The 26865-nt window shown below is 55.4% G+C and carries 29 protein-coding genes and 1 tRNA gene; 16 read left to right on the top strand and 14 right to left on the bottom strand.

Features of this window, described 5'->3' with window-relative positions; genetic code table 11:
* Nucleotides 1-2: 2 nt before the first annotated feature.
* Nucleotides 3-1136 carry a polysaccharide biosynthesis/export family protein gene (locus ACR0CW_RS03200; RefSeq protein WP_480786798.1) on the bottom strand — a complete coding sequence of 378 codons (1134 nt, stop codon included), beginning with the start codon at nt 1134-1136 and terminating at the stop codon, nt 3-5.
* Between the two features lie 87 nt (nt 1137-1223).
* Nucleotides 1224-2522, bottom strand: coding sequence for a capsule biosynthesis protein (locus ACR0CW_RS03205; protein WP_480786799.1), 1299 nt, complete (start codon nt 2520-2522; stop codon nt 1224-1226).
* A gap of 151 nt (nt 2523-2673) precedes the next feature.
* On the opposite strand from ACR0CW_RS03205, the gene ACR0CW_RS03210 reads away from it, so the two are divergent.
* Nucleotides 2674-3273, top strand: coding sequence for a riboflavin synthase (locus tag ACR0CW_RS03210; protein ID WP_155143431.1), 600 nt, complete (start codon nt 2674-2676; stop codon nt 3271-3273).
* Here the strand turns inward: ACR0CW_RS03210 and ACR0CW_RS03215 are convergent.
* On the bottom strand, nt 3231-4328 hold the full coding sequence (locus ACR0CW_RS03215) for a phosphatase PAP2 family protein (RefSeq protein ID WP_480786800.1): 1098 nt from the start codon (nt 4326-4328) through the stop codon (nt 3231-3233). The genes ACR0CW_RS03210 and ACR0CW_RS03215 overlap by 43 nt on opposite strands.
* A 409-nt stretch (nt 4329-4737) precedes the next feature.
* Between ACR0CW_RS03215 and ribB the strand changes: the two genes are divergently transcribed.
* From ribB to ACR0CW_RS03235, 4 genes are read left to right on the top strand one after another with little or no spacing between them, the layout of a single operon-like run.
* Nucleotides 4738-5859, top strand: coding sequence for a 3,4-dihydroxy-2-butanone-4-phosphate synthase (gene ribB, locus ACR0CW_RS03220; protein ID WP_480738838.1), 1122 nt, complete (start codon nt 4738-4740; stop codon nt 5857-5859).
* Between the two features lie 2 nt (nt 5860-5861).
* Complete coding sequence (locus ACR0CW_RS03225) at nt 5862-6413, top strand: 6,7-dimethyl-8-ribityllumazine synthase (protein ID WP_480786801.1); 552 nt, start codon at nt 5862-5864, stop codon at nt 6411-6413.
* A complete protein-coding gene (gene nusB, locus ACR0CW_RS03230; protein ID WP_170332813.1) occupies nt 6410-6892 on the top strand; it encodes a transcription antitermination factor NusB in 483 nt (160 codons plus the stop codon). Before ACR0CW_RS03225 ends, nusB begins: the two co-directional genes overlap by 4 nt.
* Nucleotides 6893-6951: 59 nt before the next feature.
* Entirely contained in the window at nt 6952-7257 is a 306-nt protein-coding gene (locus tag ACR0CW_RS03235) for a hypothetical protein (RefSeq protein ID WP_480786802.1), read from the top strand.
* A gap of 214 nt (nt 7258-7471) precedes the next feature.
* Here ACR0CW_RS03235 and ACR0CW_RS03240 read toward each other — a convergent pair whose 3' ends face one another.
* Together ACR0CW_RS03240 and ACR0CW_RS03245 are read right to left on the bottom strand one after the other, a co-directional pair.
* Nucleotides 7472-7897 carry an SRPBCC family protein gene (locus ACR0CW_RS03240; RefSeq protein WP_155143441.1) on the bottom strand — a complete coding sequence of 142 codons (426 nt, stop codon included), beginning with the start codon at nt 7895-7897 and terminating at the stop codon, nt 7472-7474.
* Nucleotides 7894-8214 (bottom strand): ArsR/SmtB family transcription factor, encoded by a 321-nt coding sequence (locus ACR0CW_RS03245; RefSeq protein ID WP_155143443.1) that lies wholly within the window; start codon nt 8212-8214, stop codon nt 7894-7896. Before ACR0CW_RS03245 ends, ACR0CW_RS03240 begins: the two co-directional genes overlap by 4 nt.
* 113 nt (nt 8215-8327) lie before the next feature.
* Here ACR0CW_RS03245 and ACR0CW_RS03250 point away from each other — a divergent pair, with 113 nt between their 5' ends.
* Nucleotides 8328-8759, top strand: a complete 432-nt coding sequence (locus ACR0CW_RS03250) for an MmcB family DNA repair protein (protein WP_480786803.1) — start codon at nt 8328-8330, stop codon at nt 8757-8759.
* Nucleotides 8760-8763: 4 nt separating this feature from the next.
* Here the strand turns inward: ACR0CW_RS03250 and ACR0CW_RS03255 are convergent, their stop codons facing one another.
* Nucleotides 8764-8952 (bottom strand): DUF6324 family protein, encoded by a 189-nt coding sequence (locus tag ACR0CW_RS03255; protein ID WP_155143447.1) that lies wholly within the window; start codon nt 8950-8952, stop codon nt 8764-8766.
* A 79-nt stretch (nt 8953-9031) separates the two neighbouring features.
* Here ACR0CW_RS03255 and ACR0CW_RS03260 point away from each other — a divergent pair, with 79 nt between their 5' ends.
* On the top strand, nt 9032-9514 hold the full coding sequence (locus tag ACR0CW_RS03260; RefSeq protein ID WP_480786804.1) for a GNAT family N-acetyltransferase: 483 nt from the start codon (nt 9032-9034) through the stop codon (nt 9512-9514).
* 47 nt (nt 9515-9561) lie between these two features.
* A tRNA-His gene (locus ACR0CW_RS03265) sits at nt 9562-9638 on the top strand.
* Between the two features lie 145 nt (nt 9639-9783).
* Here ACR0CW_RS03265 and ACR0CW_RS03270 read toward each other — a convergent pair.
* A complete protein-coding gene (locus ACR0CW_RS03270) occupies nt 9784-11970 on the bottom strand; it encodes a xanthine dehydrogenase family protein molybdopterin-binding subunit (protein WP_480786805.1) in 2187 nt (728 codons plus the stop codon).
* 3 nt (nt 11971-11973) lie between these two features.
* Nucleotides 11974-12438: a (2Fe-2S)-binding protein gene (locus ACR0CW_RS03275; protein ID WP_155143453.1), complete on the bottom strand. Its 465-nt coding sequence runs from the start codon at nt 12436-12438 to the stop codon at nt 11974-11976.
* A 140-nt stretch (nt 12439-12578) separates the two neighbouring features.
* Here ACR0CW_RS03275 and ACR0CW_RS03280 point away from each other — a divergent pair, with 140 nt between their 5' ends.
* Nucleotides 12579-13187: a TetR/AcrR family transcriptional regulator gene (locus ACR0CW_RS03280; protein ID WP_480786806.1), complete on the top strand. Its 609-nt coding sequence runs from the start codon at nt 12579-12581 to the stop codon at nt 13185-13187.
* 481 nt (nt 13188-13668) lie between these two features.
* Here the strand turns inward: ACR0CW_RS03280 and ACR0CW_RS03285 are convergent, their stop codons facing one another.
* Entirely contained in the window at nt 13669-13971 is a 303-nt protein-coding gene (locus ACR0CW_RS03285) for a DUF6476 family protein (RefSeq protein ID WP_155143457.1), read from the bottom strand.
* On the opposite strand from ACR0CW_RS03285, the gene ACR0CW_RS03290 reads away from it, so the two are divergent.
* Both ACR0CW_RS03290 and rpoH read left to right on the top strand, forming a co-directional pair.
* Nucleotides 13970-15004 (top strand): RluA family pseudouridine synthase, encoded by a 1035-nt coding sequence (locus tag ACR0CW_RS03290; RefSeq protein ID WP_480786807.1) that lies wholly within the window; start codon nt 13970-13972, stop codon nt 15002-15004. The two genes, ACR0CW_RS03285 and ACR0CW_RS03290, sit on opposite strands and share 2 nt — an antisense overlap.
* A gap of 147 nt (nt 15005-15151) precedes the next feature.
* Entirely contained in the window at nt 15152-16048 is an 897-nt protein-coding gene (rpoH, locus tag ACR0CW_RS03295) for an RNA polymerase sigma factor RpoH (protein WP_480738813.1), read from the top strand.
* Nucleotides 16049-16128: 80 nt separating this feature from the next.
* Here rpoH and ACR0CW_RS03300 read toward each other — a convergent pair whose 3' ends face one another.
* A complete protein-coding gene (locus ACR0CW_RS03300; protein WP_480786808.1) occupies nt 16129-17307 on the bottom strand; it encodes a dipeptidase in 1179 nt (392 codons plus the stop codon).
* 164 nt (nt 17308-17471) lie between these two features.
* Between ACR0CW_RS03300 and ACR0CW_RS03305 the strand changes: the two genes are divergently transcribed.
* The 3 genes from ACR0CW_RS03305 (at nt 17472) to ACR0CW_RS03315 (ending at nt 19698) form a co-directional block, all read left to right on the top strand.
* Nucleotides 17472-18446: a Gfo/Idh/MocA family protein gene (locus ACR0CW_RS03305; RefSeq protein WP_480786809.1), complete on the top strand. Its 975-nt coding sequence runs from the start codon at nt 17472-17474 to the stop codon at nt 18444-18446.
* Nucleotides 18447-18512: 66 nt separating this feature from the next.
* Nucleotides 18513-18782 carry a DksA/TraR family C4-type zinc finger protein gene (locus ACR0CW_RS03310; RefSeq protein WP_480786810.1) on the top strand — a complete coding sequence of 90 codons (270 nt, stop codon included), beginning with the start codon at nt 18513-18515 and terminating at the stop codon, nt 18780-18782.
* A gap of 19 nt (nt 18783-18801) precedes the next feature.
* Nucleotides 18802-19698 (top strand): DMT family transporter, encoded by an 897-nt coding sequence (locus tag ACR0CW_RS03315; protein ID WP_480786811.1) that lies wholly within the window; start codon nt 18802-18804, stop codon nt 19696-19698.
* A 29-nt stretch (nt 19699-19727) separates the two neighbouring features.
* On the opposite strand, the gene ACR0CW_RS03320 is transcribed toward ACR0CW_RS03315, so the two are convergent.
* The 4 genes from ACR0CW_RS03320 to ACR0CW_RS03335 all read right to left on the bottom strand — a co-directional run bounded on the left by ACR0CW_RS03320 (nt 19728) and on the right by ACR0CW_RS03335 (nt 23375).
* Nucleotides 19728-20198: a hypothetical protein gene (locus ACR0CW_RS03320; protein ID WP_480786812.1), complete on the bottom strand. Its 471-nt coding sequence runs from the start codon at nt 20196-20198 to the stop codon at nt 19728-19730.
* Nucleotides 20195-22015 (bottom strand): M3 family oligoendopeptidase, encoded by a 1821-nt coding sequence (locus ACR0CW_RS03325; protein ID WP_480786813.1) that lies wholly within the window; start codon nt 22013-22015, stop codon nt 20195-20197. Before ACR0CW_RS03325 ends, ACR0CW_RS03320 begins: the two co-directional genes overlap by 4 nt.
* Nucleotides 22016-22107: 92 nt before the next feature.
* Complete coding sequence (locus ACR0CW_RS03330) at nt 22108-23085, bottom strand: alpha/beta fold hydrolase (RefSeq protein WP_480786814.1); 978 nt, start codon at nt 23083-23085, stop codon at nt 22108-22110.
* Nucleotides 23085-23375, bottom strand: a complete 291-nt coding sequence (locus ACR0CW_RS03335; protein WP_155143473.1) for an SCP2 sterol-binding domain-containing protein — start codon at nt 23373-23375, stop codon at nt 23085-23087. The genes ACR0CW_RS03330 and ACR0CW_RS03335 overlap by 1 nt, the downstream gene beginning before the upstream one ends.
* A 69-nt stretch (nt 23376-23444) precedes the next feature.
* Between ACR0CW_RS03335 and ACR0CW_RS03340 the strand changes: the two genes are divergently transcribed.
* Nucleotides 23445-24014 carry a tetratricopeptide repeat protein gene (locus ACR0CW_RS03340; RefSeq protein WP_209016008.1) on the top strand — a complete coding sequence of 190 codons (570 nt, stop codon included), beginning with the start codon at nt 23445-23447 and terminating at the stop codon, nt 24012-24014.
* Nucleotides 24015-24036: 22 nt separating this feature from the next.
* On the top strand, nt 24037-26862 hold the full coding sequence (locus ACR0CW_RS03345) for a helicase-related protein (RefSeq protein WP_480786815.1): 2826 nt from the start codon (nt 24037-24039) through the stop codon (nt 26860-26862).
* The last annotated feature ends 3 nt before the right edge of the window (nt 26863-26865 follow it).

Consider the following 26865-nt stretch of genomic DNA (forward strand, 5'->3'; position numbering starts at 1 on the left):
CATCAATTACCTGTCAGCGTTTTTACGTTCGCCAGCGGCGTCAACCCACCTGCAATGAGTGAGATGGACTTGGTCCACTGTGCATAAGGCGCTTCGGTTACATAGATGGTGTCGTCGTCGCGAATAACGAAGTCGCGTGCAACAAAAAGCCCGTTGGGTGCTGTAAGATTCAGCAGGTAGATCATGCGTTGCTCTCCCTGCAGGTCGGGTCGTCCCATAACTTTTCGTGCGATATCCTGACGTTCGTCTCGCAAGACAAAGATACCGGTTGGGTCAGAAGACAACGATTGCAGACCGCCGACCTGTGCCAGAGCTTCCAGCGCGGACAAATCCTGACTTTCAAAGGCAACGCGGGACTGACCGCCGGTCGCACCCAAGGCAATGTACGAACGGGAATCTTGTTCAACAAGAATACGATCTCCGCCGCGTAGGGCGATGTCGCTCTTGGGGTTTCGGAACAGGTCATTGTACCAGATGGTACCGCGTTGATTGCCGCGGATCACGGTGACCAAGGCAATGTCTGAGGCGACTGCCACACCGCCTGCCTGAGCTAACATGCCCGACAAAGTGCGGCTCGGGCGCTCGATCGGGTAGATGCCGGGCGCACCGATTGTTCCCGACAAAGATACCGTTGATCCGTCGCCTGCAATGCGGCGCACCTGAACCTGCGGATCGGGTGTTTGTTCATCAAGTTTGCTGGAAATCAGGGCACGCAGCTGCTCGGGCGTGTTGCCCGCTGCACGGAGACGGCCTGCGTAGGGGACAAAAATGTACCCATCGCTGTCCACCTGAACCTGATCGAGGATGGTTGCCCCGCCCAGATCGCTGGTCAGCAAACCGTCGTCGACGTTTTCCCAGATTGAAAGCCCTAACACGTCACCGGGACGAACTGTATCTGCGGTAAGACTTTGCGCGCTTGTAAATGTGGAAGAAAAACCAAATTGCGGGATTGCAGATGTTGCTTTCGCGACCCTGTCATCCACTTCGACAACAAATGCATTTCCGCCATTTGCAGTGGAGCCCGCCAGAATTTCATTCTTGTTTGGACCGGACTTTGGAAGCTGGCACGCCGCCAGCAAGCCGCATACGGCGACAAAGGATACTCCCCGTACCCAACGGATTGCAAAGCGCTGCACTGCCGATATTCCTCAAACGTCTTTGGTTGCCTGTTTTGGGCAGGCTAACTGTTTCAGCCCACAACATCCAGCGACAGGTTGCCAATGTCACTCAACGATTTTCAACTGTGGCGTCATGGCCGCTGTATCGTTCATCATGGATTGATATGGGTCGTTTGCGCGCAGCATCATATCTGTGGCGCGACGCAGCAACTGTCGCCGACCGCGCCGGGAGTAGAAGCCACCCGGCACCTGGCTGGTTTCCAAAAGAAACTGTCGATAACGCTTGTATGCATCGCTGTCAGGAGCTGAGGGGGTCGCAAAGAACTCTGCCACTGACTGCTGAGATACAAACTCGGGCTTGTCATAAACGGACCGGCCAAAGATGCGTAACGGAATGCCGCGCCACAACACCTGTTGCCCGGCGGTCGAGTTGACAGTGACTGCCGAACTTGCGTCATCAAGCAGTTTGGCGAGCTTGCCGCCCGGCACATAATGCACCCGGTTGGATATGCCATGTGCTGTTGCCATTTCGCGAACGCGTTTTCTCAGCGGTTCGCGGTGGTTTTCCAATGGATGTTCTTTGACGACCAGATGGTGGTGAAGCGGGGCACCTTCAGCGAACCCGGAAATGACCTGCTCAAGAAAATCAGACATGCCGGAATAGTCCGAATGCGCCTGAACCGAGCTGTCGTGACCTAATTGCAGCAACACGAGGTGATAGGGAAAACCGCCCCGCCTGACGCGGGCAGTCGCCCAGCTGCGCTGCAAGCGATGAATGGGCATCAGGGCCAGGCGTTTGAAATACAAGCTGAATTCTTTGGACACCGGCAGTTCGCGATGAGGGCGAAAACTCCGGTACCTGTGATTCAGGAACATGACAAATCCGTGGTACAAAGCACCGTAAAAGATGTGCTGGCGCATGTCGCCCCAATGAGAAGGCGGCGGGGGTGTCTGCGTGTCGGATTGTTCAAGAGCGAGCTGCATCTGTTCAACGCTCAGGTCCATAAGGCGCGAATTGCCGTTCGATCCACCTCGCTCATAAGTTATCCACCAAGGGCGTAGGTACCCTTCTTCGAAAACGTGAACGGTTATGCCCCGTGACTTTGCAATTTCGATAGCGCGTGCGTGAATGGGACGGATGTCGCCATATAAAACAATATCAGTCACGTCATTCGCGATGATGAGATCCGTCAACGTCGCGGGCCAGTCTTCGGGTGGGTTCCGGTATGGGATGTAGGTATCTCGATCAAACCAGAATGCCTCGTCACCTGCGTTGAATCCGACACGTAACACTTTTGCACCGGTGGTGCGTAGCGATCGTCCAAGCTTGCTGAAAAACGGACCATGTGGTCCCTGCAAGAACAGAAACACGCGGCTGTCCGGATTGATCTGTGCAAAGGGCATTTCTGCTGCTCGAACTCTGATCTTTTCGTGTTTATTAATAAAATTATGCCTGTTTACGGCATTCCGGGCAAGCCGGGGCTTGCTCAGTACGTGCCATGGCCTTACCTCGGCGTTGATATGGGGAACAAGCTAGGCTCAGAGGGTTAACAGAATGTTTACAGGGATCGTCACCGACATCGGTACAATCGTCGAGCTGGAGCAGCAGGGCGATCTTCGGGCTCGGATCCGAACCGACTATGACACGGCAACGATTGATATCGGCGCGTCAATTGCCAGCGATGGCGTCTGTTTGACTGTCATCGCACTGGGTGATGACTGGTACGACGTGCAGATCAGTGCCGAAACGGTTTCAAAAACCAATCTCGACAAATGGCAGGTTGGAAAGCGGGTAAACCTCGAACGCGCCCTGAAGGTTGGCGACGAACTTGGGGGGCATATCGTTTCAGGCCACGTGGACGGCGTAGCTGATGTGGTGTCGGTAGAGGACGAGGGGGACAGTACACGGGTTGTGCTGCGGGCCCCCGCTGATCTGGCCCGCTTTATCGCCCCCAAGGGATCTGTGGCGTTGAACGGAACATCCCTTACTGTGAACGACGTGGAAGGCCGCGAGTTTGGCATCAACTTTATTCCACACACCAAAGAGGTCACAACCTGGGGCGATGTCGCGGTCGGTGATCGGATCAATTTGGAGATTGACACTCTGGCACGTTATGTCGCGCGGCTTGCAAGTGCTAACGCAGGCGCAGAATAATACCTTTTGGTCAACGCGTTGGCGAGCCACCAGCACGCCAACGCGATTATCGCTCCGAGATAGCCATCGACAGCATAGTGCCACGCTAGGTGGACCGATCCGATCTGGATCATGATGGCGAAAATCGTAAATGCCCAGCCCAGCCAGCGAGAATATTGGAAGGCGAAAAGCGCCATGAGCACGCTGGATGCCACGTGCATGCTGGGCATGGCAGATATGCCCTTTATCACGCCCCCACCGCTGAATTCGGCCAATAGCCTTTCCTGAACCTGCAGGGCCCAGACGGGGCTTATCCGATCAAGATCATACAGATTTTGCATTTGCTGGGCGTAGGTGTCCCCAAATCCGAAATGCTCGTAGTAGACCGGACCGACTGATGCAAAGACTGTGGCCAGCAAGTTGCCTCCAACAATGAACACCAAAGCAAAGGCCACCAGATAGGTCATTCCGCGCTGCGTGTCTCGCTTGTCAAAACAGGCGGCAAACAAGGTCAGATAGATCAGCGCGAACCAGAGATGATAGGCGACATTCAGCACCGTCGTCAGAGTGGTGTTTCCGAACACTGGCCACAACAGCTGCCAAACGTCATAGCCACCGTGCAGGGTTCGATCCAGTTCAGCAAAGAATGGGTCCCACGAAAACGGGTTTATCAGGACGATGATGTTTTTCAGGCAGGTGAAGCTGGTAATCAAAAAGCCGATCGACAAAAAACACACGGTGCCGTCGACCAGAGTTATGTTCCTGGCGATGTACTTGCGCGTATCCTGCATCATCCATTGAATGGGTTTTGCGGGTCTGATCCAAATCGCGGCGTATACGAACCTGAAGACAAAGAATATAGCCCCAATAACGATGGCATATTTGATCAGGCGTCCCACGATCTCGACAAGACTAAAGCCCAATACGGTCCAGTAGGGCAGGCCTGCGAAGTGGCTTATGACGGCACCTCCGATGACGTGGAGGGCTATTATGATCAATAGCAATCTATTCCGCAGGATAGATGAGAACAGACCATTTGCCTGAGATGGCTGGTTAAAGACATCAGCACTATTCATCTATTATGCCCACACATGACGACCGAGTTTGAACGCCTGCCTAAGGTGCGTTCATACTTTGGCCCGGCGAGGGCCAGAGTTGGGCTATTCTGGGGCATGCGAGAACGCTGTGTTTCCATTTAGAATACAGTACTGCGGGCACTACCTATTGCACCCAGAGTATTTCATGCGTCGCCAATTCTGGGTTGAGAGATGGTTCAGCGCGCGGTTGCTATTTGCCGGACTGTTCCGTTTGTGGAGCATTCGGCATGTCTGGTGGGGGCTTGTCCGATGCCCATGCCTCTGGTCGCGTGATGATGGCATCGATTGGAAACAATGATCATATGCCGCCGTTGCGTCTGTGGTCTGGTGTTTGGCGCCGTACTGGTCTATCCCGCGCAGCAACACATGCTCTGCGAAAGGCTGCCCAATGAGCTTTGAAACACCCGGACCGGTCGAGGCCCAGCTGCGCGATGCGATCAGCCCGATCGAAGAGATCATCGAAGAGGCACGCAAAGGCCGGATGTACATTCTGGTCGATCATGAGGATCGTGAGAACGAAGGCGATCTGGTCATTGCCGCAGAGTTTGCGGATGCGGATGCCATCAACTTCATGGCTACCCATGGCCGCGGGCTCATCTGCCTGCCGATGACGGCTGAGCGGATTGACAGTCTGGGATTGCCGATGATGGCTGTGAACAACTCGTCCCGCCATGAGACCGCGTTCACTGTTTCCATCGAGGCCCGTGAAGGCGTGTCTACGGGCATCTCGGCTGCCGACCGGGCGTTGACTGTGGCGACCGCCATCAATGAACAGAACACCATGGCACAGATCGCAACACCCGGGCATGTTTTCCCGCTGCGGGCCAAACGGGGCGGGGTGCTGGTTCGGGCAGGACATACCGAAGCTGCGGTAGATATCTCGCGGCTGGCGGGGCTGAACCCCTCGGGTGTGATCTGCGAGATCATGAAACCTGACGGCACCATGGCGCGTTTGCCCGATCTGGTTGCTTTTGCCAAAGAACACGACATGAAGATCGGTACGATCAGCGATCTGATCAGCTATCGGTCCCGCAACGACAATCTCGTGGTTGAGACATCGCGTGAGATGGTCACCTCAGAATATGGCGGCGAGTGGGAGATGCGGCTGTTCACCGATCAGACACACGGCATTGAGCATGTGGTCATGATCAAGGGCGACATCACCACGCCCGAGCCGGTGCTGACCCGGACCCACGCCCTGCATGAGGCACCGGATATTCTGGGGCTCGGGCCGAAATCCCCGCAGGAACTGCCGAGGGCAATGGAAAAGATTGCTGCCGAAGGGCGTGGAGTCGTGTGCCTCTTCCGCCAACCGCGCAACTCGCTTTATGCAGCGGATGACGAAGGACCGCGCACTATTAAACAAACTGGTCTGGGTGCGCAGATTCTGTCGAAGATGGGCATTCAGGAACTCGTATTGCTGACCGACTCGCCGGAAACCGTATATCTGGGCCTCGATGCCTTTGGGTTGTCGATTGTGGGGACCCGCTCAATTCTCAAGGATGACTGATCGTGGCTGAACAAGACAAACACGGCGTGCTGCCGACACCGACATTCGACAAGCCGGTGAAACTGCTGATCGTTGTGGCGCCGTTCTATCGTGCCGTTGCGGACAATCTGGTAGCTGGTGCCAAGGCCGAGATCGAAGCGGCGGGCGGCACATGCGAAGTGGTTGAAGTGCCCGGTGCGCTGGAAATCCCCACTGCCATCGCGATGGCTGATCGCCAGTGCAACTTTGACGGCTATGTCGCGCTGGGCTGCGTCATTCGCGGTGAGACCACGCATTACGAGACGGTCTGTAACGATTCAAGCCGTGCGATCCAGTTGATGGGCCTTCAGGGGCTGTGTATCGGCAATGGTATCCTAACCGTCGAAAATGATGATCAGGCTGAAGTCCGCGCAAATCCCGAAAAGATGAATAAAGGTGGCGGAGCCGCTGCTGCGGCCTTGCATCTGATCGCGCTCAGCCGTAAGTGGGGCTCTTCCAAAAAGGGCGTCGGATTCAAGCCGCCGTCCGAGTCCATCCTTGTGGCGGGCGATAGCAACGGACCCACGACAGCATGACCCAGACAGACGCGCCGAAGCCGGCCAATCAGAAACGCCTTATGAAGTCTGCCGCGCGACTCTATGCCGTGCAGGCCCTGTTCCAGATGGAGCAGTCCGGGCAAACGACCGAACAGGTTGTAAACGAGTTTCTGGATCACCGGTTCGGCGCGGTCTATGAGGGTGAGGAAATGCTGGATGGTGACATCAGCGTCTTCCGTAAGCTTGTGGATGATGCTGTGAACTATCAGGCGCCGATCGATCAGATGACCGACCGAGCGCTGGTGGCGAAATGGCCGATTTCCCGGATTGATCCGACTTTGCGCGCGCTGTTCCGGGCAGCCGGGGCCGAGCTGACACAGAGCGACACGCCCCCCAAAGTTGTCATCACAGAATTTGTCGACGTCGCACGCGCGTTTTTCCCTGAAGGGAAAGAGCCGAAATTCGTCAACGCGGTGCTGGATCACATGGCGCGTGAGGCGCAGCCCGAGGCATTCTGACACCTTTACCCGAACCAGATATGCGCTAACCTGAATGTCATAGCGCAATGAGGTTCATCATGCCCAAACTGATCCGCCTGTACATCACGCAAGTCGCCTGGGGTTTTGTTATCTCGGCTGTGTTTGTCGGGGTGCTACTGGCCCTGAACGTCGCAAATCTACGTCACCTGATCACCAGTTCTGAAATCGGACTGATCGCGTTGGCGATGATCTGGTTCATGAACGGGATCGTTTTTGCTGGCGTTCAGTTCGGCTACAAGATCATGAGCATGGCCGAAAAGCCCGGCGGACCGCGTCGTGGATCGCCTGTTGTGCACAACTTTGAACCGGCTGTCGTCAAGCAAGAGGCGAAATCAGCGCGCTGATTTTCAAGGAAAATGTGGCGGGACCACCAGTCAACCGTGGGGCTTTGATTCCCGAGGACCTGTATATACAGGTGGGCGCCAGGTAATCAGGCCAGGACCTGAACAGAGCCAGCTCCCTCGGAATTGCTTAAGGCCACCGGAATGCTGCCTGTCACGAGAAGGGCAGAACCCGCCACGCGCCTAAGTAGGGTGTGCGGCGGGTTTGCACAAGGGGTCACGCATCAACGGTTTCGTGTAGGGCAGTGCGCATTTTGACGAAATGCTCATCCCAGCCACTATCCAGCGACAGGATCAGACCAAATGCGTCTGCGCCCTGAGGCAGGCCCTCGTGCACCAATCCTAGGCGCGTACCTCCGGCCACGGGCTCCAGTGTCCATTTGACGGTGCTAACGGCGTCGCCCATCGGTTTAACTGTGAAAGTATATTCCAGATATTCCGGCGGTCGCGCCTCGCGTACTTCACCCCAGATCAGAAGGTCGCCGCTGGTTGTCCCGTACATCTCAAGCTTTTGTCCTGTCGCAAGTGGGCGCTCTGGTTTGTGAAACCACTCGGCCAAACGCTCGGGCTTTGTCAGATAATCCCATACCGTTTCCGGAGTGGCGCGTAAAAAGATCGATTTCTGCAATACTGCTTGGGTCATTTCTGGGTTCCTTCAATAGCTTTCTTGAGATCGGCCAGGCGTTCATCCCAGAACTGGTCAAAGTAGCTGAGCCAGTCCAGAACAGGGGCCATGCCCTTTGGTTCAAGTCGGTTGATGCGTTCCCGGCCTCTTGCTTCCACCGAAATAAGCCCGCCGTCCGACAGTACCGTCAGGTGCTTTTTGACAGCGGCACGGGTCATATCGAAACGATCTGTCAGTTGCGCGATGGTCATATCCTCGACCGCAAGCATCTGAACGATGTCCCGACGGGTTGGATCCGCAAGAGCGCGGAACGCGTTTTGGGTCTGTGTATTCATGGTAAACCCCATTGAGATACCATTTGGTATCATATTAATGGGATACTAAATGGTATCATGTCAAGAGGGTGTCGAGACTTGATTTTTGTTCACTAATTGTTCACATTTGGGGGATGATGCTAGATCTGCAACCTGGACAAAAACTGGCCCGAGGTGTTTCACGACACCTGACGACCCATGGTTATGTTTCGATTGAAGAATTTGTTCCTGCCCGCGGCTTGCGCGTGGACGTAATGGGGCTGGGTCCCAAAGGCGAGCTATGGGTGATTGAATGTAAATCCGGTCGAGCTGATTATCAGTCGGATTCCAAATGGCAGGGCTATCTGGAATGGTGTGACCGATTCTTTTGGGCCGTCGATACCGAGTTTCCGGTGGACCTGCTGCCGCCTGAAACAGGTCTGATCATTGCGGATGCCTATGACGCAGAGATAATCCGTATGGGACCAGAGACCAAAGTGGCCCCGGCGCGCCGAAAGAAAATGATTCAGAAATTTGCAACAGATGCGGCACGCAGGTTGCAAACACTGCGAGATCCCCGCGTCTGAGATGTCAGTCTTTAACGGCCCGCGCTGCCTGAGCAGCGGCACGAATTTCCTCGGCGATTTCTTCGGCTTCTTCGGGGTCGAAATCCATGGGGATTTCAAGATTGTCCGCCTCGATGAACAGGCGCACCATGCCATGGTCAGTTGGACCAATCTGCAGGTTTGCTTCGATGTCGCGTTCGGTGTTGATGCTCATGTTCGCCTCCGGGGACTGAGCGTTCCTGCTAGCGCGCAACGGGTTGAGAATCAAGCGGCCTATGGGGTCTGATGGGAACATGGATGATATCGTAATCAGACCTTTTCGTGCCGATGATGCGCCTTGGCTGGTCGAAAGGCACGGCACGCTTTATGCGCAGGATGAAGGATTTGACCACACATTCGGTCCCCTTGTTGCGCGTATTCTGGATGAGTTCATTGCAGATCATGACCCCAAGCGAGAACAAGGATGGATCGCTGAGCGGGCAGGGGAGCGGCTGGGCAGCATTTTCTGCGTCGCACTCGGTAAGAATACCGCGAAATTGAGGTTGTTCCTTTTGGTTCCCGAAGCGCGAGGATTGGGTTTGGGTAGGCGCCTGCTGGAGACCTGCATGAGATTTGCCCGGCAGGTGGGATACCGGGAAATGGCCCTTTGGACACATGAAAGTCACCGGGCAGCTTGTGCACTATATAGAGCAAATGGTTGGGAGTTGATGGAGAGCAAACCGGTCCATTCCTTTGGTGTCGATCTTGTCGAACAAAGCTGGAAAATTCAGCTTTAATCCTCTTGCATTCCCCGTGCGCGTTGGGTACATCGCCCCTCACAAGTGCCGCCTTAGCTCAGTTGGTTAGAGCGCTGGATTGTGGATCCAGAGGTCCCCTGTTCAAGCCAGGGAGGCGGTACCATCTCCCAAATATCAACGCTCTCACAAAGCCTCGTGGCTTTGATCGGTATAGTTCTGCTTCTAGAGGAAATTGTAGGTGTTGCCGGAACTTTCGAGGCAACGAATTACCGCGCCGCATCCTTGGATACGGCGCGGTTGATGATGCATCAGGCGAAACTGACGCCGTTTTCTGCCATTGGCAGGTTGGTCACCTGCACGCCTGACAGTTTGGCGATGGCATTGGCCAGAGCTGGTGCAGAAGGTGGAGTGCCCGGTTCTCCTACGCCGGTAGGTGCTTCGGCTGATGGGATAATATGCACGTCAATCGCAGCAATATCACCAATTCGCAGGGGCTCGTAATCAGGGAAGTTGAACTGATCCACAGAACCACCTGTCAGTGTGATCTGATCACGCATGACATGGCCGATTCCGTATCCGATGCCACCTTCCATCTGGGCACGCACGACATCGGGATTCACTGCGATTCCGCAATCGACGGCACAAGTCACTTTTTCGATGCGAATGCCTTCTTCCGCATCGCCAGAAACCTCGACCACCTCGGCGACATAAGAACCAAACGACTTATGCACGGCGATGCCCTGCGATCGTCCCTCGGGAACGTTGCCCCAATCGGCTTTTTCCGCTGCCAGTTTCAGGACACCAGCTTTGCGTTGCTGATCGGCGTCACCGCTATCCGTCAGATGGGACAGACGGAATTCAACCGGATCACGGCCAGCCGCGTTTGCTGCCAGATCCATCATGGTCTCCATCACATAAGCTGTATGCGTGTGGCCCACCGATCTCCACCACAGGACCGAGGTCGCCTTGGGGGTGTCGGTTAATCCCAGTGCCATTCCGGGGATCTGATACGGGCTGTCCGCGATACCCTCGATCGAGCTGTGATCCACGCCGTCATGTACCGCGAACGACTCGAATGCGGTTCCTTTCATGATGGACTGTCCAGCGACCTGATGCTGCCATCCGACGATATTCCCACCTTCATCAATGCCGATGCGGACCTTGTGGCCGAAGGCTGGGCGATAGTACCCGCTCCGGATATCGTCCTCACGCGTCCAGACGAGCTTGACCGGGCGAGAACGGTCGGTGACGACGAAGGCAAGCGCCGCTTCGACCTGATAGTCCGCATCCGGCGTTGCGCGCCGCCCGAACGATCCGCCAGCCAGCATCGTATTGATCTGGATTTTCTCCGGCGGCAGACCAAAGATCTGCTGATACGCCATATGAGGTCCTGTCGGCATCTGGCTGCCGTCGTGCAGTACGATGTTACCATCTGCAGTCTGTTCGATCGTGCAGTTGAGCGGCTCCATCGGTGCATGAGCCAGAAGCGGAAAGTAGAAGGTCTTTTCGACAACTGTATCCGCGCCATCAATGGCGGCTGCAACAGATGCTACATCGGCGTTGTTCACATTGTAGGTTGGCTCGGCATCCAGTGCCGACATGATCTCGGCCTCAATCTGATCCGAGTCGCGCGTTTCGGCAGCGGATAGGTCCCACTCTACTTCCAGCGCGTCTCGTGCCTGAATGGCGGCCCAGGTGTTTTCGGCGTAGACGGCGACACCGGCCTGATTGGGAAGCACAGCAGCGCTGATGTAGCCTTTAACATCTTTCGATGCGCTGTCGTCGAAGCCGGTGACAAGACCACCGCGCGATTCCGGACGTTTGATCAGGGCGACCATCTGATTTGGCAGATGAACATCCATGGCATACATCGCCTGACCGTTACCTTTGATTGCTGAATCCTTGCGGCGCACAGCTTCGTTCCCGATCAGTTTGAATTCTGCCGGATCCTTCAGACGAGGTTCGGCCGGTGGCTCCAACTGAGCTGCCGCAGCAACGAAGTCACCAATCGGGGCTGACTTGTCTCCTGCCTTGATGATGCCTTCCTCGATTGTGATGCCGGATGCATCGACGCCCCAATCGGCAGCAGCGGCAGCGATCAGCATTTCACGCGCTGCAGCGCCCGCCTGGCGATATTGCAACCACGAATTTGCCATCGCGGTTGAACCGCCGGTGCCCTGGAAGGGGCCGAACAGCAGGTTGTTGTAGACCTCGGGGTTGGACGGCGCGAATTCGTATTCGATCTGGTCCATACGCAGGCCGATTTCTTCGGCGATCAGTGTAGGCAGGCCGGTTGCCGGTCCCTGACCCTTTTCAAAGTGCTTTACGATGGCTGTCACAGTGCCATCGGCATCGATTTTCACGAATGGGTTTAGCTGTGCAGTGTCAGAAGAGGCGGCGGCCAATGCCCCGTCAGTGCGCGCACCGATCAGCAGGACAGCCCCCGCTGCAGCTGCGCCTTTCAGGAAGCCGCGGCGAGATGTGTTGATGGTCATTGATCAGGCCTCCAGAATATCTGATGCGCGCTGAATACCGGCGCGGATACGTTGATAGGTGGCACAACGGCAGGCGTTGCCGGACATATACTCGTCGATTTCCTCAGCCGATGGCTTCGGGTTTTCGGACAAGAGACCAACGGCTGACATCACCTGACCAGACTGGCAGTAGCCACACTGGACGACGTCCAGTTCGACCCACGCCTGCTGAACGGCAGCGCCGATCTTGTCTTCGCCCACGGCCTCAATGGTCGTGATTTCAGAACCTTCGACATCTTCGATGTAGGTCTGGCAGGATCTGATGGGTTCGCCATCCATATGAACGGTGCAGGCGCCGCACGAAGCTACGCCGCAGCCAAATTTTGTTCCGGTTAGCTTAAGCTCATCCCGGATCACCCAAAGCAGGGGCGTGCCGGGTTCGGCGTCAACCGTGTGGGTCTCGCCATTCAGTTTCAAAGTCAAAGCCATGAGGGGACTCTCCTGTTCGCGCTGGTTTCCTGAATCGGTAAACTGGCGCGTTTACAATAGCCCGGAATATGGGTTTGTAAACTGATAAGTTTACCACATGGTTTGACCAGCGAAGAGAATTACGTCTATAGGTGGAGATCATGAACGAATGCAACGCTCCGAATGCGTCGAAACACGCGCAGATCATCGAAGCGGCTGTGGCAGAGTTCCAGGAAAAGGGGTTCGTCGCAGCCAGTATGGATCGCATTTCGGCACGCGCCGAAGTGTCAAAGCGTACGTTGTATAAGTATTTTGAAAGCAAGGAAAACCTGTTTCGATCGATCGTGATCGAGCTTTCTAATCGTTTTTCGGAAGTGCTGGAGATTCGCTATCAGAAAGGGCGTGATGTTCGCGAGCAACTGACCGAGCTGGCTTGGGCCGAAGGGCGTGTTTTGATGTCTCCGGACGTGATGGCCATGTCGCGTATGATCATCAGCGAAACCATGCGCAATCCTGAACTGGCGGCAGCTGCACAAGGCAAGCTGGACAAAACATCTATCTTCATTTCGATGCTGAACGATGCGGCCGAAGACGGCCAACTGAGTATCGATGATCCAGAGCAGGCCGGGAAGGAATTCATTGGTCTTATCAAGGCCAAGGCTTTCTGGCCCATGGTCTTCAGCGGATCAGTTCTGAGCCATTCCGAGATGAAGGCGACAATAGACAGCAGTGTCGAAATGATGATGTGCCGGTACGGCGGTAGCGCGTGAAGCCACGGTATTGGTCATTCTGCGTCATGAATACATGGCGACTTGCATCAACCTGCTTTGAACTACTTTCCGATCAGTTCTGTTCTCGCCGCTGTCAACGTAGTATTGTTTGAAGGTACTGAAAGCTCTTGGAAAAGCTGGACAATCTGAAAGCCGTCGTGTCGAGGTCGAAGGAGCGCTCGCAAAAAATGCGGCAGTAAACTCTGACTTTTCGAGCAGAAGGCGGGTGCAGTTACCGAACCAGAACAATGCTGTGAACGGGAACCATCTGTAAAATCAGATAGAGGTGCATTTATCGGCGTGCGAAAGGATCGCACGGGCGCGCGGTCACTTATGATACTGACCTGCATCCGTTTGGCCTGAGATTTGGCCACTGTCTGGGGAGGTGTCGAAGCTATTCAACGCGCGGCGTGTGAGGCGTTTCAGCCGGCTTCATAAATTGGCTTTGAAAAACTGAAACAATCGGCCTTGGGACACCGCTTTATTCGATCGTGATTTCCTGCCTCTGACGACCTGTCGTTTTATCAAATATGAGAATGCGGTTGTCATCTGTCACGACCGCGTACCAGTTGTTGCCAATGGTCAGTGCCTGCGCCTTGGCCCCATCCGGCAATTCGATCTGATCGGGCAGGGCGGGTGTCCGGTCCGATAGGCGGATGACAATCAAGGCAAATGTCACTAGAACGCCGCCAATCATCACCGCGGTCAATAACATGACCATGCGTCTCAGCAGGCGAAGCTGAGGCGTTTCCTGCGGTTCTTGGGGATCGGAAGGGACAGTCATGGGCACTCGCCAGATTGAATTTCATATCGCGGCCGCTCCGCCGCCCCGCCTTGATAAGGCGCTTTCGCGGGATGTGCCAGCCGAGGAAAGCCTGTCCAGGACGCGGTTGGTTCGCTTGATCGAAGATGGTGCGGTTTTTATCGACGGATCAGAGGTCCGCGATCCCAAAGCTAAGATTGCCGAAGGAGCCTTGGTGGTAATCACGGTAGCCGAGGCAGAAGATAGCCATATCGGTCCCGAGAATATTCCTTTGGACATCGTGTTCGAAGACGCTGACCTGATCGTGGTCAATAAACCGGCTGGTATGGTGGTGCATCCTGCGCCCGGTTCACCAAATGGTACACTTGTAAACGCTCTGCTGCATCATTGCGGTGAGGATCTTTCCGGTGTGGGCGGCGTAAAGCGGCCCGGTATTGTGCATCGTATCGATAAAGACACCAGCGGGTTGCTGGTGGTTGCCAAATCTGACGCGGCCCATCAGGGTCTGGCGGCTCAGTTTGAGGCACACACTGCTGAGCGCTATTATCGCGCCATTTGTTATGGTGTGCCGGATGCCAATGACCCTCGCTTGCGCGGTGTGAAAGGCGTCAGTTTCGAGCCCGGAAACATCATGCGTCTGACCACTCAGCTAGCGCGGCACAAGACCGACAGACAAAAACAGGCGGTATTGTTCCATGGTGGCCGCCATGCCGTCACACGAGCGCGCGTGGTCGAAACGTTTGGTGCTCCAAGTACCATATCGCTGATTGAATGCTGGCTTGAGACCGGTCGCACCCATCAAATACGCGTGCACATGGCCCATGCCGGTCATGGATTGGTTGGTGATCCCGTCTATGGCGGTAAGCGAAAGCTGGCTGCCCGTGCCTTCAGCACCGCTACTGCTGAGGCTGTGCGCGGATTCCCTCGTCAGGCATTGCATGCCGCCGTTTTGGGCTTTGAGCATCCGGTAACTGGCGAGGTTTTGCGATTTGAGGCCGAACTTCCTGCGGATATGGAAAATCTGATTGCTCAGCTGCGCGAACCACTGTCATAATTCGCAAACAGACGTGAGTAAGAGTTTCTTATCTTTCCTTTATCAAAGCTTAATTTCAGACTGTTAAGCAGCACCTCTTGAACGGACCGGGTATGACACCCATATCCTATGTTAAAGCTATAAACATTTGTCGGAGGGACATGAAACATGGCAAATTACGCAAATCTCCCCGCGCCGACGCCTGAGGGCGGCCTGAACCGCTATATGCAGGAAATTCGCAAGTTTCCCCTGCTGGAGCCGGAAGAAGAATACATGCTGGCCAAGCGCTGGGTCGAAGAGCAAGACACTGAATCCGCGCATAAAATGGTGACATCACACCTGCGTCTGGCGGCCAAGATCGCCATGGGCTATCGCGGCTATGGCCTGCCACAGGCCGAGGTGATTTCCGAGGCCAACGTGGGCCTGATGCAGGCCGTGAAACGTTTTGATCCGGAAAAGGGTTTCCGTCTGGCAACCTACGCAATGTGGTGGATCCGCGCCTCGATTCAGGAGTACATCCTGCGGTCGTGGTCATTGGTCAAACTGGGCACCACGTCGGCACAGAAGAAGCTGTTCTTCAACCTGCGCAAAGCCAAGGCCCGCATCGGTGCCTTGGAAGAAGGTGACCTGCGTCCTGAGAACGTCAAGCAGATCGCGAATGATCTGGGCGTGACCGAGGATGAAGTCATCAGCATGAACCGCCGTATGTCCGGTGGGGATGCTTCGCTGAACGCGACTGTAGGGTCCGAAGGCGAAGGCACCATGCAGTGGCAGGATTGGCTTGAAGATGAAGATGCCGATCAGGCTGGCGACTACGAGGCGCGCGATGAACTGGATGCACGTCGCGAGTTGCTGACTGCTGCGCTGGATGTGCTGAACGACCGCGAAAAGGACATTCTGACTCAGCGTCGTCTGATGGATCAGCCTGTCACACTGGAAGAGCTGAGCAACCAGTACAACGTCAGTCGCGAGCGGATTCGCCAGATCGAAGTTCGTGCTTTTGAAAAGCTTCAGAAAAAGATGCGCGAACTTGCACGTGAAAAAGGTATGCTCGGCACTGTTTGAGATATATCCCAAATAGAGAAACCGGCCTGGATGTTTCAGGCCGGTTTTTTTAGTGCGCAAATGTAATGGGGAAGTTGGGTTCAGTTGAGCTGCTGGCGAAAGACCCGAACCATGTTTGCCCCCATGACTTTGCGAACCTGATCTTCAGTCAGGCCTTCGTCCAGCAGGGCTGAAGTCAGGGCAGCAAGTTCAGAAGTGTCAAAGGCCGTCTCGACCGACCCGTCGTAATCTGATCCGAGTGAAACGTGATCTTCCCCAACCGTTTCGATGGCCGCTTTGATCATCTTTGCAATTCCAGCCGGGGCAATATCACCGCATGTCACATCCGCCCAGTATCCCATGCCGATAACACCGCCGGTTGCTGCAATTTCCTGCATCAGATCGTCCGGATAGTTGCGTTTGACTGGGCAGAAACCATGCAACCCGCCATGACTTACGATCAGAGGAACATCAGTCATATCCAACACATCTCGCGCCACTTGTGGGCTTGAGTGAGCAAGATCGATGACAACAGGCCGTTGCGCAAGCTCAGCTACGACCTCGCGCCCGAATTCAGTTAGACCCGAATTCGCTTGCCCATGCAGGGATCCCCCGAGTTCGTTGTCAAAAAAGTGTTGCAGACCGAATACACGATGACCGGCGTCGAAGATCGGGTCGAGGTTGTTCAAATCGCCCTCAAGCGGATGGGCGCCTTCAATTCCCAAGATGCCTCCGACAACCTGTTCTCCGTTGGCGCGCGCCTGCAGAACCTCTTCCAGATCTGCGCGGGTCTTGATGACTTTCAGGTGACCATCGGATGCTTCTTCGAACTGATGCAGCTTTTCCGCCTGATAAATCGCACGTTCTTTCAGGCTGTCCCATGTGCGCAGGGGCCAGAGCTGGCCGATGGCCAACAGGGTAATGTTGTCGAATGCTTCTGCTGAGTTTGCCTCGTAGTTTTGCCCGGCCGGAGATTTGGTCACTGCGGTAAACACCTGCAGCGCTACATTGCCTTCAATCAGGCGCGGAATATCAACCTGTCCTCGTGTTCCACGCTCGGTCAGATCGCGACTCCACAGGAGCGGATCTGCGTGCAAATCGCCGACAATCAGTGTTTCGTGCAGCGCGTTCGCGTCATCCGATACAGGATAGGGATCATGATCAATGACATTGTTCCGGGCGCCTTCGATGTAAGGCGGCAGAAACACGAAGAATATGATTGCTCCTACGACCACAGCCAAGACGACAATGGCTGCCAACCATTTCAGAAATTTGCGCATCTGTTATCCCTCCCAATACGTAAAGGCAGCTTACGGCTGAAGATTTTCGAGAAAAGCCTGACTTGGCGTCGGTTGGTTGATAGAGAGGTTCCGACGCAGCGTCCTTTTGCGATTTTTAAAAAGGAAGCAGCGAAAAACTTTGCCAGCGCACGTGGGAGAATATCATGCAAAAACCGGTTCAGTGGGGCATTCTTGGCGCAGCTAAATTTGCCCGTCAGTTCATGGCACCAGCAATCCACGCCGCAGGTGGCGCGCGGTTAGCAGGACTGGCAACTTCCGATCCCGTGAAGGCCGAACCATTCCTAGACTTCTGTCCTGATTTGCAGGTGCATGACAGCTATGATGCCTTGTTGGCTGACCCTGAAATCGAAGCTGTCTACATTCCGCTGCCCAATCACCTGCATGTCGAATGGAGCCTGAAGGCGCTTGAGGCTGGAAAACATGTTCTGTGTGAAAAACCAATGACCATGACGGCGCCGGAGTTTGACACGCTGATCGCAAAGCGGAACCAGACCGGTCTGCTCGCAGCAGAAGCATACATGATCGTGCACCATCCACAGTGGCAGTTTGTGAGAAAACTGATTGCAGACGGCGCGATCGGCAAGCTGGTACACGTCACCGGAGCCTTTAGCTTCGACAACCGGGCAGATACCGGAAACATCCGCAACCGCGCTGAAACGGGTGGGGGCGGATTGCGTGACATTGGTGTCTATGTGATCGGCGGTACACGTTTTGCCATGGGGCAAGAGCCGGTTTCGGTACAATCAGCAATCCGCTGGCAGGATGACATCGACATCTTCACCGAAATCCGCGCGCAGTTCCCCGATTTTACCTATTCCAGCTATGTCTCCATAAGAATGCACCCACATCAGGAAATGGTGTTTCATGGTGAAGGCGGGCTGATCCGTCTTACAGCACCTTTCAACGCACGTGTCTTTGGCGAGGCGCGGGTTGAACTGCATCGCCCAGGTTTGGAGGTTCTGGTGACGCGCTTCCCAGGTGATGATCACTACAAACTGCAGGTCGAGGCGTTTTGCAGGTCGGTTCGCGAGGGGGAGGAGTATCCATGCCCGCTTGAGTTCTCGCGTGGAACGCAAGAAATGATCGATCAGGTTTTCAGTCAGGCAGTATCGCTCTGATCCACTCACTTGCGCTTGGTGGCAAGGCTCGGCTAGCCTGTCGGGTACCTATTTAGGAGGTGCCCTATGGCTGGCGGTTGGGCGCGCGATGGCGCGGTAAGTGAACAGATTGAGGCGTCAATTTCCGATGAGCTTTCACGGATGCAGGCGCAAAAACGCCCTGTGGGCGAAAGCCTTACCCATTGTGCTGAATGCGAAGAGCCAATTCCCGAGAAGCGGCGCAATGCGATCCCCGGTGTGAAACTGTGTCTGGATTGTCAGCAGGAACGCGACGGAACATTCAAAGCCCGCAGCGGCATCAATCGGCGCGGGTCAAAAGACAGCCAGTTGAAGTAAATTCCAGCGGAGCGGCTCTTTGCAAGATAACCCTGCCAAGCACGTATCCTTCCTGCAAAACGGTTTGGTTCTTGGTTTTTTGGCTGCGTTCCTGTGGGGTACTCACAGCGTCATCGTTCGCTACCTGACCAGCGATTTGGGTGGAATGCAGATCGCAACGACCCGGCTGTTCATCGCCGCGCTTGCAATCTACTGCATGTTGCGTGCGATGGGGGCGTCAGTTTCGATCCGGTTTGGGGATTGGAATTTTCGTCTGGCTGTGTTGTCGACGGTGGTGAATTACATTCTGTTCCACATCGGATTGGAGCATACCGGTGCCGCCAACGCGATGGTGCTGGAAAATACAGCGCCCTTCTTCGTTCTGGTATTTCTCTATTTCTTTGCGGACACACCAGTTGGCAGGACGGATGTGTTGGCGACTGCGCTGGCCATAATCGGGGTGTTTCTGACCGTATTTCGCGATTTTCAGGGAGGGGGAGAGCCCTTGTTTGGCGACCTCATGGAAATCGGTGCGGGATTGAGCTGGGCCGTGTTCCTGATTTCCAGCAGTCGGGCCATGAGAGCCTCTGAATCCACTCCTGAACGTTTGAATTTCCTGTTTGGGATATTCATCTGTTCAGGCGTTATTCTGTTGCCACTTTCATTGTTTGGATTTCAGATGCCGACGGCAAACGATGTTGTTTTTCTGGTGCTTCTTGGCGTGTTACCGACGGCGCTGGCCTATTACCTTTGGTACGAAGCGGCAGCGCGGGTATCGACCCTGACTGCAACTTTGATGTTCGCCGCTTCGGTGGTGTTCACCTTCATCAATTCAGCACTGTTTCTGGGGGCATCCATCACGCCAATGGCCGCAATAGGTGCTGCGTTGATCGTCTTGGCTGTTTTTCTCACGACTAAATCGAGTGCAAAAAGCTGATCAGCGTGTACCTGGAGATGACAGTCTTTTCATCCTATTTGCATGAAATTTTCGCGGTTGCATTCGAAGAGTGAACCGGTGGTCGCCACAATAAACCTGTTGTTGCCATCAAACTGAATACTATTGGTTGCAGCTGAGTCGCTAACATATTCTTGGAGATCGTCTTGGGGAATTGGTACTGCTGCATCTGAGCCAGATTTTATATTAGCAGCGAGAACTTTCTGTACAGTGGTCGTAAGTTGCCCCGAGACGAATGACCACTCTTTTTCCGTTTTGATCAATACGGTCGATTCCAAATCCGATTCTGGTAGTACAGCATGATACCGGAAAACCTCTGTCATTTTCCCGTTCGGAAGAAAGTTCAAATTGATACGAATATTGACCTCTACTTGTGAGCGAGCATTTTGTAAGTCGCTACGGCATACCCAAGAGCCAAGTAGTGTGTCAGCAGCCGCATTTGATGCGGCCGCCACCAAGAAAAAGGCGAGGGGTGTTCTCACCCCTCCATCGCCTCAAGCTCATCAATGAAGCCAGAGATCATGGACAGGCCCTTATCCCAGAACTTGGGATCACTGGCATCAAGGCCAAACGGGGCAAGCAATTCCTTGTGGTGTTTTGATCCACCGGCGCGCAGCATCTCGAAATACTTGTCTTCGAACCCTTCCGAACCGCTGGCGTAAACGGAATAGAGCGCATTCACCAGACCGTCGCCGAACGCATATGCATAGACGTAGAAGGGCGAGTGGACGAAGTGTGGGATATAGGCCCAGAAGGTCTCGTACCCATCCATGAATTCGAACGCGGGCCCAAGGCTTTCGGCCTGAACGCTCATCCACAATGCGTTGATGTCGTCTGGCGTCAGTTCGCCCTCACGACGCGCCGCGTGCAGCTTGCATTCGAAATCGTAGAAAGCGATCTGGCGGACAACCGTGTTGATCATGTCTTCGACTTTGCCTGCCAACAGCACTTTGCGCTGTTCCGGGGTTTCAGCCTGATCCAGCATTTTGCGGAAAGTCAGCATTTCGCCGAACACAGATGCAGTTTCAGCCAGCGTCAGCGGCGTCGATGACAACATCTCTCCCTGATCAGCGGCCAGAACCTGATGGACGCCGTGGCCCAGTTCGTGCGCCAGTGTCATCACGTCGCGAGGTTTGCCCAGGTAGTTGAGCATCACATAGGGGTGCACCTCGGTGACCGTTGGATGCGCAAATGCGCCCGGTGCCTTGCCCGGTTTTACAGCAGCGTCGATCCAGCCTTTCGAAAAGAACGGTGCTGCGATTTCGCCCATGCGCGGGTCGAACGCGTTATAGGCGTTCATCACGGTTTTCTCGGCTTCGTCCCAGCCCACGATGCGGGTGTCTTCCATCGGAAGCGGCGCGTTGCGATCCCAGACCTGCATGACGTCCAGACCAAGCCACTTACGCTTCAGTTCGTAGTAGCGATGGCTAAGCTTTGGGTAGGCGGCAACGACGGCCTCGCGCAGGGCCTCAACCACCTCGGGTTCTACATCGTTAGACAAGTGACGACCGGTCTGCGCTGTCGGCATATTGCGCCAGCGGTCGACGATTTCCTTTTCCTTAGCCTGTGTGTTGTGGACACGGGCAAAGGTCTTGATGTTGTCCTGAAACACGCTGGCCAGCTCGCGAGAGGCGGCCTCACGTTTGGCGCGGTCCTGCTCGGTCAGCAGGTTCAGGGTGCCTTCGATATTCAGCTCTTCGCCATCCACTGTGAAGGTCAGGCCAGCGATGGTCTCGTCAAAAAGGCGTTCCCATGCGTCGCCAACAACGCCGAGATCGTGCAGGAATTTCTCAAGTTCATCCGAGAGCTGGTAGGGCTTCATCGCGCGGATGCGGCGGAAGACAGGCTCATAGCGTGCCAGATCTGCGTTGGCATCAAAATGGGCCTTCAAAACGTCATCGTCGATACGGTTGATCTCGAGCGTGAAGAACACCAGCGGGGTGGTGAAGATCGTAACCTTTTCCTGCATGTCCGACAGGAACTTGGCACGCTCGGCATCAGTGGTCAGCTGGTAATAGCGCAGACCAGCGAACGACATGATGCGGCCGGCGATGGAATTGATTTTCTCATTGCGCTGAACGCAGGTCAGCAGACCTTCGGCATCCAGATCGGCCAGCTTGCCCTCGTAATCTGCGGCAAACGATGCGCATTCCTGTTCCAGCCAATCCAGGTCGCGAGACAGTTCGGGCGCGTCTTCCGATGTATAGAGATCTGTCAGGTCCCATTCCGGCAGGTTGCCAAGATTGTCGGCGCCCCCGGCGGCATTTGCGTCACGGACGGGAAAGGGAAGGTCGCGCATGGATCACCTCGAAAAATTGCTTTGGGCAACATCTAGGCACAGGACGCAAGGATCACAAGCGGCCTGTCGATTTGTGCTGACTTGTAGCCGGGTTAGCGTGCCGCCGCCCCCTCAGGCTGACTTTCAGTCTGGCTGGAGAGGAAATGAGACGCCAACTCCTCAAAGACCGGGCCGCGCACCTCGGGGGCTTCCATCATGACTTCATGCTCGCCATTTGGAATTTCGATCAACCGGCCGAGAGGCCAGTTTGCCATGCGCGCACGGATCGCTTTTCGATCCACGATCTGTTCGTGACTGCCCAGATAGGTCAGGCAAGACATGTTGGGGGCAGGCTGGGCCATCAGATAGGCGCATTCATCCAATGCCTCACGCAACCAGATGGTAGATGGAGCACCAAGGGCCAACTCAGGGTGTGCGGCCAGCTGATCCTGCATCATTTTGTACATTTCCGGGTCGCGGGTCAGTACGTTGCCTTCGAAAGGCTGTGAAACGACATAGCTTTCCAAAGAAGTCGTCGGTGGTGTTCGTTCACCCAATCCAAAACGTGGCCCCCAATAGGCGGTCAGCCGACTGAGCGGCCTCATGATGGGGGTAAAAAAGATACCCCACATCGGGCCAGTAAAGGCGCAAGCCGAGAAGCAATCGTTTTCGAGAATCGCGCGCATCCCGATGGCCCCACCCATCGAATGCCCGATGACGTACCATGGCTTTGGCAAATCCAGGTTGCGTGCCAAACCCAATACGGCCTGAACGTCTTTCTGATAGTCGGGGAAGTGTTCAACGTGGCCGATACGATGATCGTGCAAAAGTCGGTCAGCAAGACCCTGACCGCGCCAGTCTATCGACAGAAATGCAAATCCCCGACCAGTGAACTCACCAGCGGCGTTGCCATATTTTTCGACATATTCCGTACGGCCCGGGAACATCATCACCGTGCCTTGGACTTCACCCTGGGGCATCCAATGGCCCACACGGATGCGCTTTCCGTCCGATGTCGTCAGCCAATGGGCTTTGCCACCGGCAGGACCGCCGGCCACATCTTCAAAAAAGGGGGCCGGCGACAATTCCATCAGGCCAGCACCGAGGCGAGTTTCATGGCGATTCCCATGTCTCCGTCAACGCTCAGCTTGCCGGACATGAACGCGCCAGTCGGGTTCAGGTCACCGCTGAGGATTTGTTCGAATGTATCTGCGTCCGCGCTCAGGGTTACGTCTGCTTCTTCGTCGCTCACGCGGGCGCCGTTCGCATCCAGAACGATAGCGCCCAGATCCGCGATGGCGAATTTGGCAGATGCGTCGAAATCACCGCCTGCCAGTTTTTCGTTCAGCGCGGCTGCCGCCTTTTCAAGAATCTCGCTCATGGTCTTCCTCATTTTGTTTGTGCGCCGTGAATGGACATCCCCGGTCGCAACGCTACACTGAACATTGTTATGAGCATTGCAATCTCCAATCTCAAAGGTACCGTTGCGGCACTTGCCGTCATAGTCACGTTTTCCACCAGTTGTTTCGCGCAACAGGCGGATTCGCGGGACGAGACAGCGCTGTTGGAACAACTCTCACAAGCCACGCCTGAACAGGCTATCAGCATTGATCGGCAGTTACAGGCCCTATGGTCGCAATCCGGTTCCGCATCAGCGGATCTGTTACTGGAAAGAGGGCGTGAGGCTCTGAATGACGGGGATATAGACGCCGCGCTTGACCATCTGACCGCGCTTACCGACCACGCCCCTGAGTTTGCCGAAGGTTGGCATGTTAGGGCATCAGCATTCTTTGGTTTGGAACGGTTCGGTATGGCCGTTGCTGATCTTGAGTATGCTCTGACGCTAAACCCCAATAATTACGAAGCTATCTATGGCCTCGGTTTGATTTTCGAAGTGATCGGCCAGCCTGAAGAGGCGTACGAAGCCTATTCGCGTGCATTGTCTATACATCCTCATCACGAAGAAGTAACCAATGCCGTGAATCGGCTGAAGCCTCAGATCGAAGGCAAAGCACTCTAAAGGTCCGGGGCAGGGGGCAAAGGTGAACGGGTCATCCCGAATCGTGGCCGTTCTCGGCCCGACAAACACAGGTAAAACCCATTACGCGATTGAGCGGATGCTGGGGCACCGAACAGGTGTGATCGGCCTGCCGCTGCGTCTTTTGGCGCGCGAGGTGTATGACAAGATTGTTGCCATCCGAGGGCCGTCTGTCGTCGCTTTGGTTACGGGCGAAGAGCGGATCGTTCCACCTCGCACCCAATATTGGGTGTGTACCGTCGAAGCGATGCCCGAGGGTATGGGCGCTGATTTCGTAGCTATCGACGAAATCCAGCTATGTACCGATCCTGAACGCGGCCATGTCTTTACTGACCGCCTGTTGCGTGCACGCGGCACCAACGAGACGCTGTTTTTGGGGTCTGACACGATGCGCGGCCCAATCGCGGCACTGGTGCCTGAGGCACAGTTTGTTCGCCGCGAACGCATGTCTCAGTTGGTTTATGCCGGTTCAAAAAAGATCAGCCGAATGCCACCGCGCAGCGCGATTGTCGGTTTCTCCGTGGAAAACGTATATGCCATCGCTGAATTGCTGCGTCGCCAAAAGGGCGGGGCGGCAGTCGTTATGGGGGCGCTTAGCCCGCGGACTCGGAACGCACAGGTTGATCTCTATCAGAATGGCGAGGTCGACTATCTTGTTGCCACCGATGCCATCGGGATGGGTCTTAACCTCGATGTGAATCATGTGGCGTTCTCGTCCTTAACCAAGTTCGACGGACGACGGATGCGTCCGCTTGCCCCGAATGAGTTGGCACAGATCGCCGGTCGGGCAGGGCGCGGCATGTCTGACGGAACCTTTGGCGTGACGGGCGAGGCACCTCCGTTGGATGAAGGTGTTGCACAGGCCATCATGGACAGCCGGTTCACACCGATGAAAAAGCTGAACTGGCGGAATGCCGCTTTGCGATTTGGTTCGATCGATGCGTTGATCGACTCGCTTGAGATCAGTCCGAATGATGAACATTTGATCAAAGCGAGGCCCGCTGATGATCTGAATGCGCTTAAATCGCTGTCGCAGATAACTGAGGTCGCTGCGCGTGCCAGTGATGGCCCATCGATCCGTTTGCTGTGGGATGTGTGCCGAATCCCCGATTTTCGCGGCATCAGCCATGCCGAACACGCCGGTTTGCTCGAGGTGATCTATGGGCACCTGCACGAACGTGGCTCGATTCCCGATGATTTCATGGCGCGGCAAATCCGCCGAATCGACAGAACCGACGGAGATATCGATGCTTTGTCTAAAAGGTTGGCATATATTCGCACCTGGACATATGTTGCGCAACGAAATGGTTGGGTGCGTGACGAATCTCATTGGCGTGATGAAACGCGCACTGTAGAAGACAGGCTGTCAGACGCTCTTCACGAACGTTTGACTCAAAGATTTGTGGACCGGCGCACGTCCGTTTTGTTGCGCCGGCTCAAACAGAAGGAGGCCCTTTTGGCCGAAGTAAATGACAAGGGTGAAGTGACCGTCGAAGGTGAATTCGTCGGTCGTCTGGAAGGGTTCCGGTTTAGTCCGGACAAAAGCGCGCAAGGAACCGAGGCGAAAGCGCTCAAATCGGCATCCCTGCAAGCACTCGCGCCGCAATTCCATCTGCGTGCCGATCGCTTCTACAATGCACCCGATACCGAAATTGATTTCACTGATCAGGGCGGCCTGATGTGGGGCGAATACGCAGTCGGGAAACTGGTTGCTGGTGCCGAACCGCTCAAGCCCGTGGTTGAAGTATTTGTGGATGAGGCTGCAGGCCCGGAAGTTGAACAGAAAGTTCAGCGGCGCCTGCAACATTTCATTGATCGCAAGATCGCAGCGCTTTTCGAGCCGCTGTTGAACCTGTCGCGTGATGAGGAGCTGAGCGGTCTGGCCAAGGGATTTGCGTTCCGGATGGTCGAGGCGCTGGGCGTGCTGCCGCGTGCAGGTGTCGCGCAAGAGGTCAAAGATCTGGATCAGGATGCCCGCGGTGCGCTGCGCAAGCATGGCATTCGGTTTGGACAATTCACGATCTTCATGCCGCTACTGCTGAAACCCGCTCCGACGCGCCTGCGTTTGGTGCTGTGGGCGCTGGCTGGCGGTTTGCAGGAGTTCCCCGAAGCACCGCCTCCGGGTCTGGTCACAGTGCCGGTCGCCAAAGGTGCGCCCGAGGGTTACGACACAATGTGCGGCTACCGCGATGCGGGAGAACGTTCGATCCGTATCGACATGCTGGAACGCCTGGCAGACATGCTGCGCGCCGAAGACAGCCGGGGCGGGTTCGAAGCCAAGCCCGACATGTTGTCCATCACTGGTATGACTTTGGAGCAGTTCGCTGACTTGATGCAGGGACTTGGTTACAAGGCCGAACGGGGCGAGCGTGAGAAGGCCAGAGCGGTACCGGCTGAAGTGGCCGCGACACCTGAACCCGCTGGGGAAGAAGCTGCGGAGCAATCCGTAGCTGCGGAAACATCGGCAGCTGAAGCCGTGACCGATGAAGTCGTTTCACCCGCTGAAGTACCAGCTGAGACCACCGAAAGCGCCGAAACACCAGCTGAGGCTCCCGCATCCGATGAGCCTGAGGTCGAAGTGTTCTACACCTTTACCTGGGGCCGTCAGCGTCAGGCCAACCGTGGTCCGCGTCGCGAACAGCGGCAGGGGCAGGGCAAAGGCAAACCGCGAGGCAAACCTCAGGAAGGGCGTGGTAAACCGCAGGGCAAGAAGGGTGGCAAGCCTCAAGGCGCCAAGACTTTCTCGTCGCGGCCTCCCAAAAAAGAGAAGGCTATCGACCCTGACAACCCCTTCGCCGCGGCGCTTATGGGTTTGAAAGAAGGAAACTAACCT

Source organism: Ruegeria sp. CH6 (genome assembly GCF_056537005.1).